General features: G+C 67.6%; 10 protein-coding genes. 3 read left to right on the top strand and 7 right to left on the bottom strand.

What is annotated here, in order from left to right:
• Positions 1-16: 16 nt before the first annotated feature.
• From ABC728_RS11565 to ABC728_RS11555, 3 genes are all read left to right on the top strand, one after another.
• The gene (locus tag ABC728_RS11565; protein ID WP_416618265.1) at positions 17-1048 is read left to right on the top strand and encodes an MBL fold metallo-hydrolase; all 1032 of its coding nucleotides are present in this window, start codon (positions 17-19) and stop codon (positions 1046-1048) included.
• A 233-nt stretch (positions 1049-1281) separates the two neighbouring features.
• A complete protein-coding gene (locus ABC728_RS11560; RefSeq protein WP_416618266.1) occupies positions 1282-2640 on the top strand; it encodes a flagellar hook-length control protein FliK in 1359 nt (452 codons plus the stop codon).
• An 11-nt stretch (positions 2641-2651) separates the two neighbouring features.
• Positions 2652-3305, top strand: a complete 654-nt coding sequence (locus tag ABC728_RS11555; protein ID WP_416618267.1) for a flagellar hook assembly protein FlgD — start codon at positions 2652-2654, stop codon at positions 3303-3305.
• A 61-nt stretch (positions 3306-3366) separates the two neighbouring features.
• Here the strand turns inward: ABC728_RS11555 and ABC728_RS11550 are convergent, their stop codons facing one another.
• The 7 genes from ABC728_RS11550 to motA all read right to left on the bottom strand — a co-directional run bounded on the left by ABC728_RS11550 (position 3367) and on the right by motA (position 11027).
• The gene (locus tag ABC728_RS11550) at positions 3367-3801 is read right to left on the bottom strand and encodes a hypothetical protein (protein ID WP_445376546.1); all 435 of its coding nucleotides are present in this window, start codon (positions 3799-3801) and stop codon (positions 3367-3369) included.
• Between the two features lie 71 nt (positions 3802-3872).
• Complete coding sequence (locus ABC728_RS11545) at positions 3873-4808, bottom strand: IS110 family transposase (protein WP_445376291.1); 936 nt, start codon at positions 4806-4808, stop codon at positions 3873-3875.
• A 262-nt stretch (positions 4809-5070) separates the two neighbouring features.
• Positions 5071-6129 (bottom strand): flagellin N-terminal helical domain-containing protein, encoded by a 1059-nt coding sequence (locus ABC728_RS11540; protein WP_416621126.1) that lies wholly within the window; start codon positions 6127-6129, stop codon positions 5071-5073.
• A 3-nt stretch (positions 6130-6132) separates the two neighbouring features.
• On the bottom strand, positions 6133-7587 hold the full coding sequence (gene flgK / locus ABC728_RS11535) for a flagellar hook-associated protein FlgK (protein ID WP_416621125.1): 1455 nt from the start codon (positions 7585-7587) through the stop codon (positions 6133-6135).
• Between the two features lie 31 nt (positions 7588-7618).
• Positions 7619-8923, bottom strand: coding sequence for a flagellar hook protein FlgE (locus ABC728_RS11530; protein ID WP_416621124.1), 1305 nt, complete (start codon positions 8921-8923; stop codon positions 7619-7621).
• A gap of 199 nt (positions 8924-9122) precedes the next feature.
• The gene (locus ABC728_RS11525; RefSeq protein ID WP_416621123.1) at positions 9123-10139 is read right to left on the bottom strand and encodes a flagellar motor protein MotB; all 1017 of its coding nucleotides are present in this window, start codon (positions 10137-10139) and stop codon (positions 9123-9125) included.
• A 3-nt stretch (positions 10140-10142) separates the two neighbouring features.
• Positions 10143-11027, bottom strand: coding sequence for a flagellar motor stator protein MotA (motA, locus tag ABC728_RS11520; protein ID WP_416621122.1), 885 nt, complete (start codon positions 11025-11027; stop codon positions 10143-10145).
• Positions 11028-11089: the final 62 nt, after the last annotated feature.

Below are 11089 nucleotides of genomic sequence, written 5' to 3'. Positions count from 1 at the left end.
CTATGGGATGCCCGCCTTGGCGCGATTGCGATTGGTAAAGGAGCCTGTCGGCGACTATTCGGCCGCACCGCGTTCCAGCGATGGCCGTTTCCGCAATATCACTCCCCGCCCACCGGACATGCCGGCGCCGAATGCCAGGGTGGTATGGGATATCATCTTCAACAAGCAGCCGGAAACGGTGCCGCCGGCACCCGTGCCCATCCGCCCCCTGACACCGGCGGAACTGGCGGGGGCGCCGGACCGCAGCCTTTACCGCCTGGGCCATTCCACGGTGCTGATGAAACTGCGCGGCGGCTGGTGGCTGACCGACCCCGTCTTCTGCGAAAGGGCGTCCCCCATCCCGTTCATGGGGCCCAAGCGTTTCCACGCACCGCCCATCGGGCTGGGCGACCTGCCGCCCATCCGGGGCGTCATCCTGTCCCATGACCATTACGACCATCTGGACCGGTCGGCCGTCCGGGCTCTGGCGGACCGGGCGGAACTGTTCCTGGCCCCGCTGGGCGTGGGTGATCTTCTGGTGAAGTGGGGCGTGCCGCGGGACAAGGTGCGGCAGTTCGACTGGTGGCAGGATATTGAGGCCGGCGGGCTGCGTCTGACGGCGACACCGGCCCAGCATTTTTCCGGCCGCTCGCTGACGGGGGGCAACTGCACGCTCTGGTCTTCCTGGGTCATCGAGGATGGGCCGTTGCGGCTGTTCTTCAGCGGCGACAGCGGCTATTTCGACGGCTTTGCGGAGATCGGCCGCCGGTTTGGCCCCTTCGACCTGACGTTGATGGAGACGGGGGCCTTCTGCGAGCACTGGCCCTATGTCCACATGCATCCGCAGGAGACGGTACAGGCCCACCGCGATCTGGGCGGGCGCTGGCTGCTGCCCATCCATAACGGCACCTTCGACCTGGCAATGCATAAATGGGACGATCCGTTCGAACAGGTGCTGGATGTCGCGGGCCGGCATGACATTCCCGTCGCCACGCCCATGATGGGCGAACGGCTGGCCATCGACGCGCCCCATATGGGGGAGCGCTGGTGGCGGTCTGTGGGTGTCTGATACCGGATCCCGGTGAGAGCAACTCACCGGGATCCGGTACGGCGGCGACTGCCGCCGCGTTGCACATGCGGCGTGCCCACGCCCACAGATGTGGGCGCCGACGATTGAGGCAGGTGATCGGTTGCGATCACCGGGACTGGTATAAGCGTATGTCCGGGCCCCGCCCGACTTAAAACCGGACTTAAACAGCGGCGCGTAAGCTGGTGGCCGATACCGTTCTCGGGGTGCCACCCATGCAGCTTCCTTCCCTTCTTTCCACCCCACCCATGGCGGAGGGTGCTGCCGGCCCGGCCCGGCCGGGTGCTGGTCCCACGGGCGATCCGTCTGCGGCAGACCGTGGTTTCGGGCTGCTGCTGGAAGGGCTGGTGCTTGCCGCTGCCTCCGGCGCATCCGGCGGGGAGAAGGCCGGCAGACCGGCAGACGGGCACCCCCCGGAAGCGGGCGCCGATGCGGCCACCCTGGCCGCAGCACAGCAGATGGCGGCGGGCATGGCGCAGGCACCTGCCGCCATGCCGCTGCCGCCGTCCATCCCCGCCGTCGTGCCCGGTCTGCCATCTGCGGCGGTCGGGGCCATGGCTGGTTCGCCGGGCGATGCCGATGGGGATGGGTCTTCCGCCCCGTCCATCCCGCCCGCCGGTGCCCCATCGCCGGCTGCCATGGATATGGCTGCCGCCGTTCCCGGTGCGGCGTCGCCGGCCGGGCAGGGGCAGGCACCTTTCCAGGCGCCGGCGCCGGCAATCACACCGGCGGCACCGGTAGCACCGGCACAGGGGGAAGCGGCCATGGGGCCCGCGGGCCCGGGTTCCGTCCCGCCCGTTCAGGGGACTTCCCCTCCTTCCCCCTCACAACCCGTGCCCGCCGTGGCGCCGGGCCGTGCCACGACGCCGGGCCGGGCCGGCGCCCGCGCAGGTGTGGACGGGGCGGGCGGGGGCGCCATGCAAGCCGCCGCACCGGCGCCCGGCCCTGTGGCCCCCGCCGCTCCGCCCGCCATGGGGGGGCCGGGCACGGCCTTCGCGGCGACGGAAGGCGGGTTGCTGCCCGCCGGGCCTTTGTCAACCGCCCCGACGCCCGCCGACGGTCCCGCTCCGCCGGCCGTGGCGGGTGCCGTTCTTGTGCCGGCAGGGATGCGGGACCTGGCGGGCGGCATGACCATGGCCGGCCCCCGCCCGGCCGGGAACCCCGCCATGCCGGGCCCGCAACTGGTGGGCCGGATCGAACAGGCCGTGGCCGATGGGCAGCGGACCCTGACGGTTCAACTCGATCCCGACCATCTGGGGCGGGTGGAGGTCAGGCTTGAAATACAAGATGGCCGCGTCAGCGCCATGATCGCCGCGGAAAAGCCGGCCACGCTGGATCTTCTGCTGCGCGACGCGCGGCTGATCGAGCGGGCTCTGCAGCAAGGCGGCATGCAGGTGCAGCCGGACGGGCTGCATTTCTCCTTGCGCGAGGGGGGTGGGCAATGGGCCGCGGCCGAACAGGGCTGGCATGGTGCCCGGTCCTATGGCCGCGACCGTCAGGGGGAGCCGGCAGCCAATCCGCTGATGCCGCAACCGGTCATCCGTTCCGACAGCATCGTCGATATCCAGATATAGGAGTGATCCCCATGACCAGTGTTTCCGGCGTCGACGGCACCGGCAACGTCGCCAACCAGGCGGCCCAGGCGCGCCTGACCACCGACACCCAATCCTTCCTGCGGCTGCTCACCGCGCAATTGACGAACCAGGACCCGCTCCAGCCCGTCGATCCGACGCAGTGGGTGACGCAACTGGCGCAGTTCTCCTCGGTGGAACAGCAGGTATCCTCCAACACCATGCTGGCCCAGGTGCTGGGGGAACTGCGTATCGGCAGCGACCGCGCCGACATGAGCTATATCGGCCGCTCGGTCGAAATCGTCAGCAGCCAGGTCGGGGTGAAGGGGGGGCAGTTGGATGCCCGCTACATCCTGCCTGCCGGCACCGTCAGCGCGGATGTGAGGCTGCTGGACCGCGATGGCAATCTGGTCCACACATTCGCCGCCCAGACGACACCGGGCGCGCATGAACTGTCATGGGACGGGGTCAAGGCCGATGGCACGATGGTGGCCGACGGCACCTATACCCTGGCCGTCGATGCGCGCGATGAGAAGGGGGCCGCACTGAAAAGCGAGGTGACCTACAATTCCAAGGTCGCCCGCGTGCGGCGGGAGGAACTGGACACCCTGTTCGAACTGGAAAACGGCGCCACGGTTGGCCGTTACGACATCGTATCCGCCTCCTGAGGCCGGGGGGGCGGCCGATGCCGCCCCCGACGCCCCGCTGGTCGTGCGGCGGGCCGGGGCATCACGTGCCCTGGCGGCGGTTCTCCTGAAGAATCAGCTTGTTCACGGTGATGCCGCGCGCCTGTCCGCCAGAGGCGGCTGCGATGGCGTGCAGCAGCAGGGCCTGCAGGTGTGCGGGATCGACCCTGCCCGGCTGCATGCCACCCTGTGCCCCGATTTCATAGAGATCGCCCAGCAACCGGTCGCGGATCGCCGGCAGCAGCAGGCCCGGATCGCTGCCAGGCTCCAGATCCACTGCCAGTTCCATGGCAACGAAGCCGGTGATGCGCCCCTGCTGCCAGATGGGAACGATCAGTGGGGCCACGGCGGCCTTCACAGGCCCGGCTGCTGTCGCCGTGTCCGGGGAAGGCGGCAGCAGGGTGCCGGCGACATAGCCGCCGCCGGCCCCCAGGATGCCGGCCAGAACGGCCAGGGTTGCCAGTTTCGCACCATTCATCGCGGGTTCCGTATGGAGAGGGGCGGTGACCGCCGCCGCGCCGCACGTGCGGCGTAGCCAAGCAACTGTTTTCATGCGGCGTAAGTTCTCTGATCGCGGATGATGGCATTGGCGAGGACGACGATCTTTCGCATGATGGCAACGAGGGCAACCTTTGGCTTCTTTCCAGCGGCGATGAGTTTTTTATAGAAGGCGGCCAAGGGTGGATTTCGCCGACTGGCGACGACGGCAGCCATGTAAAGGACGGTTCGGACAACGGGCCTTCCACCGTAGATGCTGCGCGGGCCATCGCGTTTGCCGCTCTGGTTATCCATCGGGGCAACGCCGGCCAGGGCGGCGACCTGATGTCGTGTCAGTGTGCCCAACTCCGGCATATGGGCCAGCAGGGTGGCCGCCAGCACCGGCCCGACAGCAGGAATGGACTGGAGCAGGTTGTCGTTGACCTTCAAGGTTTTGGATGCCGCGATCTGCTCGGCAATGCGCTTGTCGAGGCGCAGGATCAGCAGGGCGATGGCATCCAGGCGCCGCTTGGCCAAGCGGCGCAGTTCCGGATCCGCCAGGGTCTGGGCCTGGTTCCTGACCATGGTCTGCTCGTCGAGCAACTGGCGCCGGTAGGTGGCCAGTTCCGCCAGGACCTCCCGTTCCGGATCGGGTTGGTAGGCGGCTCCGGGGATCGCCTGGGCATAGGCGGCGATCATCCGGGCATCCAGCCGGTCATTCTTGGCCCAGCGTCCATGCGCCCTGGCAAAATGCCGGACCTTGCGAGGATCGACGAGGCGGACGGGAATGCCGGCTTTCGATAAAGCCTCCATGACCGGCCGCTCATAGCCACCACTGGCTTCCAGGACGACCTGCACGGCGCGCTTGCCACACCGTCGCCGAAGGAGACTGTAACCAGCCTCGGCATTCTCGACTTGGAAAGCCTCTCCTGTCTCGGCATCCAACCCGTCCAGACGGGCCTTGCTGACGTCCAGGGCGATGATAGAGTCCTGTTGTGCCATCTTCATACTCCCTGCCTTGCACGTACGGGGCTGCAACCCCAAGCAACTGTTCGGGTCAATGAAGGGGCCGACCGGAGAACCATGCTTGGCTACGGTGTATGATCTACCTTTCCACGGAGCGGTCTTCCGGACGGATCGCCGGCCGGGGCATGCCCCGGCCGGCGATCACACATCTTACTGACATTTCGAAAACACAAGCCAACGGATGTGGGCGCCGGCGATTGAGGCCCGTGATCGGTTGCGATCACCGGGACATGGCATGACAGCTTTATAGGTAGTTCACCAGCGACAGGCGGCCCAGGTTGCTGGTCACGGCGAAGGTCGCCTCCAACTGGTTGCGCAGCACGTCCAGACGCAGGGTGGCCTCGTAGGGGTCGGCCTCTTCCAGCCTGACGATCTGGGTGGATACCAGGGTCTGTTCCACGGCCAGCCTGTCCTGCGTGCGCGTGATGGTCTGTTCCTCAAGCCCCAGGATGCTCTGCGTCTCGGTCAATTGCTGGGTGGCGCTGTTGATCAGGCCCCAGGCGCGCTCAGCCACCCGCTGATAGGCCGCGTCCGGCACGCTGCCGGCCGGGATGGCGTTCAGCAGGTGCAGGCCTTTCAGCATGTCGCGCACGGCCGGATCGCCGGCCGTGGCACCGTATGTGACGGTGACGGACCCTTCGGCCCGCGCCACCACGGGGTCGGTGGAGCCATGGAAGAAGGTGTTGGAGAAATTGCCCGCCGCCGGGACCCGCGTGTCATCGAACAGGGCGGTCAGCCCGTTCGGTCCGTCGATCAGCGCATCGACATCGGCGGCGCTGGTGATGGGACCGAAGCCGGCCAGGACCTGCTGCACGGCCCCGTCGGGTGACAGGCCCGACGGGGCCGGCTGGTCCGCGGCCTGGATGGGTGTCTGGTCGAAGCGCGTGCCGCCGAACAGGAACCGGCCGCTCATAGAGCTGTTCAGCATGTTGGTGACGGTGCGCAGCGCATCCCGCGCCGCCTCGTCGATCACCGACATGGTCGTTTCCGATCCGCCGCCCGATGCCGCCAGCGCCAGGTCGCGCACCTTGGTCGTCGCCTCGCGCATGGCTGAAAGGGCGTCCTGCATGGTGGCCATGCGGGACGCCTGGGCGGCCATGGCGGTCTGGAACTGGCCGATCTCGTTGCGCACGTTGCGCAGGTCCAGCAGGGCTGCGGCCCGGCTGCCCAGGCTGCCGGCCACGTCGATCCGGCGGCCGGTGGACAGTTCCTGCTGAAGGGTCTGCATCTCGGTCTGGGTCTGCCGCACATTGTTGCGGATCTGGCGGGCCAGGGACAGGGTGGAAACGGTGCTCAGCGTCATGGATCAAATCTCCAACAGCTTGTCGAGCATGCGGGCGGCGGCCTGCATGATCTGGGCGTTCGCGGCATAGCTGCGTTCCAGGACGATCAGTTCCTGCAGCTCTTCATCGATGTTCACACCCTCCCGCCCTTCGCGTGTGGCCCGCACGGTTTCCAGCTGGATGTCCAGCGACCGTGTGCTGTTTTCCGCGGCGGCCCTTACCGTGTGCTGCTGCCCGATGGCGGCATTGGCGAAATCCTTGATCGTGCCGCTGGTCATCAGCCCCGCCTGCGGGTCGAAGGAGACGTTGGCGGAAAATACCTCCAGGAAGCGGCGGACCTGCGTGGTGTCGCCCACATTGCCGGCGGGGGCATGCAGGCCGGTGCGGACCAGGGACGGATCGCCGCCCATGTCCAGCCGGACAAGGCTGTTCACCCCGATCAGCCCGGCCATGCCGGTGACGCTTCCTGTGCCGCCGCCCAGCGTGAACAGGCCGGTATGGGTCGGCGGCGTGCCCGGCGTGACGGAAGGGTCGGCATTCTGGAAGCCGGTGACCAGCTTGTGTGCCAGTTCATCGACCTGGCGCTGCATTTCCGGCATGATCTGGTCGCGCACAGCAAACAGGCCTTCCAGCCGGCCGCCGCGGACGGGGTTGGGATAGCCGCCGCCCGGTGCGATATCCACCCCGTCCACCCGCAGCCCGGACAGGCCGCCGGGATAGGTCGCAGCGGCGGCGATGACCGGCGTGCGGGTGAATTCGATCTGCCGCGCCGTGTCGTCCAGCAGCGTCACCCCGCCGGTCGTCATGACGATGATGGCGTTGGCATCGCGCGTGAAATACTGGATGTCGATCTGCTCGGACAGGCTATCCAGCAGGCGGTCACGCTCATCCTCCAGCTCGGAGGTGTCCTGGCCGCTGCCCGTTCGCACCGCCACCTGGCGGTTCAGTTCCTCCAGCCGCTTCAGGGCGCCGTTGATGCCGGCCACCGCGTCGCCGATGCCCGCATCGGCCTGCTGGCGCGCCTGGGCCACCGCCGCATCGGTGGCGACCAGCCGGTCGGCCAGGGTGACCGCCGCATCGACGACGGCCCGCTGCTGGGTGGTGCTCTCGGGCAGGTCCTCCAGCCCTTGGAAGGCCCGCTCCAAGGCAGCCAGGGCGGCGCTGAAGCTGCGTTCCTCCTGCGGCTGGCCGATGGTCTGGGTATAGACGGACAGAATCTTGGCCCGGGCCGACTGTGCGGCCATGGCCGAGGCCTGAACCCTGACCTCCCGTGCCAGCGAGGCATCGACATTGCGCCGGATGTCGCTGATCTGGACACCGCGCCCCTCGCCGCCGATGGACACGGAGGTCAGCACCGCCTCCTTGCGGGTATAGCCCGGCGTGGTGGCGTTGGCGATGTTGCGCGACAGGATCGCCGACTTGGTCTGGTTGGCCTGCAGGCCGCTCAGAGCCGTCTGGAGAGCAAGACCGATGCTCATGCTGGCTGCCTTTCTGGCGAGGGGCCTGGGATCAGCGCATCAGGCGCGTGATCTCGTCCATCATCTCATCCGCGGTCTGGATGATCTTGGCGTTGGAGGAATAGGCGCGCTGCGTCTCGATGATGCTGGTCAGTTCCTCCGCGATGTCGACATTGGACGCCTCCAGCGCCCCGCCATCGATGGTCCCGGCCGAACCGGCACCGGCATCCCAGAGATAGAAGTCGCCCGACGCCCGGCTGACCTGGAAGGCGTTGCCGTCGGCGCGGATCAGCCCGTCGGGATTGGTCACGTTGGCGACGGGCAGCTTGTAGGCCGCCTGGCGCAGGCCATTGCGGTAGATGGCCGTCAGCACACCGTCGGAACCGATCTCTACCCTGTCCAGCGGGGCATAGCCGGCGCCGTCCTTGTTGATGGTGCCGGGCGCGTACTGGTCGCCCCACTGGGTCAGGCCGGCGCCGTTCTCCCCCAGGTTCAACTGGATTTCCTGACCGGAATTCAAGGTGAGGGGGATCACGCCGTTGGTGCCGGTATCCATGGATTTGATGCGGCCGGCCGGCACATTGGCGCCGATCCCGTCATTGAATTCGATCTGCACGGTCTGGATCGTGGTGTTGCCGTCCTTGACGTTCAGCGTCCACATGTTGCTGGGCGTGGCGACGGCCGGGGGCGGGGGGGCCGGATTGGGATTGGGCACCCATTCCAGCTCCAGCTTGCTGGTGAAGCCCAGCGGCGAATAATAATCGATGGAGGTGGAGAAGGGCTGGCCGGGCGCCTCCACCGTCTTGGAGGCCGGCAGGTTGGCAGCGAAGGTGATTTCCGTGGTCGCCTGCGCCGTGCCGGTCAGGCTGCCCAGGCTGACGGTCTGCAGACCCTCGAAGCTGGTGCGCGACGGATCGCCGCCCCCGATCACCTGGCCCGTATTGTCCAGCGGCCAGCCCTGCAGGTAATAGCCGCCGGTATTCATCAGGTTGCCGTTCGCATCGGGCCGGAAGGAACCGCCGCGGGTCAGCAGATGGGTGGTGCCCTGGATGTTGTTGCTGTCGATGTTGGTGCCCACGACGAAGAAGCCGTTGCCGGAAATGGCAAGGTCGGTCGCCACGGTGGACCGCGTGACGATGCCCCCGCGCGATACCTCGGTGCGCAGCGACGCCTCCACCCCGCCGGCCGAATAGGTGCCGGCACTGGAATTGTTGGTGACCAGCGTGGCGAACTGGACGTTCGTGCGCTTGTACCCGACCGTGCCGGAGTTCGCGATATTGTCGGAGATGGCGCTGAACTTGGCGCTTTGCGCTGCCAAGCCACTGACGCCCGAGTTCATTGCGCTGTAGATGCTCATGGGAACGAACTCCGTTTTCGGGATCGGTTGGAAAACCCTTGTCCGGGGGATGGTTCTCGTGCGGCGGCCGGGACCGGTTCGGGGGCCTTGGGCAACAAGCCGGGGGTGGCGCCCCGTCTGGCGCCTGGACCTACCCGATGGGTTCTCCCACCGTCCGCCATCATAGGGCGGCCTGCTTAAAGCCGGATAAAACCGGCGCCTATTGTGGGGCCGCGCCGGTGGGCAGCGGTACCTGCCGTAGCAGGATGATGGAGATCCGGCGGTTGCGCGGGTCCTGCGGTGCGGCCGGGAACAGGTGCAGCGTGTCGGCCAGTCCCTCCACGCGGGCCAGGCGGGATGGCGCGATGCCGTGGGCAGCCAGCAGGCGCCGGGCCGCGTTGGCGCGGTCGGATGACAATTCCCAATTGCCGTAGCGCGCGGTGGCGGCGAAGGCGCGGCCGTCCGTATGGCCGGCAACGGCAACCGGATTGGGTACCGGGGCCAGCGCCTGGGCCACCACCCGCAACAGGGCGGCCGCCCGGCCGTTGAGGTCGATCGATCCGACATCGAACATGGAAAAATGCGGCCGGTCGGTGATCTGGATGCGCAGACCTTCGGGCGTGATGTCGAACAGCAGGCTTTCCGACAGGCCGGACAGCTCCCCCCCGTCGGCCAGGATCGCGCGCAGTTCGGCCTCGATCCGCTCGAACGCGGCCTGTTCCATGGCGACGCGGGCCATCTGCTCGGCCAGGCCGGGATCGATGGTGGGGCCGGCGGGGATGTCGCCGCCCGCCACCTCGCCCAGCGCCAGATCACCCTGGGCGCCATCCTGTCCTGCCGGCTGGCCCCGCTCCTGTCCGGGTTCTCCCTCCCGCATCTGCGGATCGGGGCCGGGGGGCGACAGGGCCGGCACCCGCGCGGCCGGGATCGTCTCCCACGCGCTGCTGGCGCTGCTGGTCAGGCTGCCGCTCTCCGCCACGCTCTGGCCGGACAATTGCCCGTCGGCGCCGGAATTGCTGCTGGACACGCTGATCGGGTTGAAATAGTCGGCGATCCCCTCCTTCTGCTCCGGCGAGGTGATGTTGACCAGCCAGAGCAGCATGAAGAAGGCCATCATCATGGTCGTGAAGTCGGCATAGGCGATCTTCCACGACCCGTTGCCATGCTCCTCCTCCTCCTCGGCGTGGCGGCGGCGGATGATGATGCTGGTCCGGGTGAGACGGCCGCTGATCGCCATGGGTCAGGCCGCCTTCTGCCGTTCGCCCATGCGCTGGGCGGCGTTGGTGGTCACGTTTTCCACTTCATGGAAGCTCGGCTGCACCTCGGCATAAAGCACCTTGCGCGCATGCTCCACAGCCACGGCCGGGGCGGAGCCGTGCAGATGCGCGACCAGCGCCGCCTTGATGCAATGGAAGAATTTCATCTCCTCGTCGCGCATGCGGTTCATGGCGCCGGCCAGTGGCCCGACCACGCCATAGGACAGCAGCACGCCCAGGAAGGTGCCGACCATGGCGCCGGCGATCAACTGGCCCAACACATCGGGCGATTCGGAGATGGCGCCCATGGCCTTGATCATGCCCAGCACGGCGGCCACGATGCCCAGCGCCGGCAGCCCCTCGGCCACCGTGTGCAGGCTGCGCGGTGCCCGGTGCAGCTCCTTCTTCAAGGTCAGCAGCTCTTCGTCCATCAGCGCTTCCATCTCCGCCACGCGGTCGGCGCCCAGCGACATCAGCCGCAGATAGTCGGTCAGGAAGGAAACGGCCCGCTCCTGTTCCAGCGTGCGGGGGAATTGCTGGAAAAGCGTGCTGTCGGCCGGCTTCTCGATATCCTTTTCCAGCCCCATCAGCCCCTTGGTGCGCACGGTGCGCAACACGGTATAGAGCAGGGCCAGCAGTTCCAGGTAATCGGCCCGGCGATGGGCCGTGCCACGGAACAGGGCGCGCAGGCCGCCGCCCGTGTCCTTGATGATCTGCCAGGGATTGGCGATCACGAAGGCGCCCAGCGCCGCGCCGCAGACGATCAGCACCTCGAAGGGCTGCAGCAGCACCGATATGTGGCCACCCAGGGCCAGGAACCCCCCCAGGACGGAGGCGAAGACGATGGTCGCGCCGATGAGAAGGTTCATCGCGATATCTCCGAAGAAGGCGACGGCAGAAGGCCTCATCCTGACAAGGCGCGGTTAAACCT

The organism is Niveispirillum fermenti (genome assembly GCF_052474395.1).
This window is presented reverse-complemented; position numbering and strand designations above follow the sequence as displayed.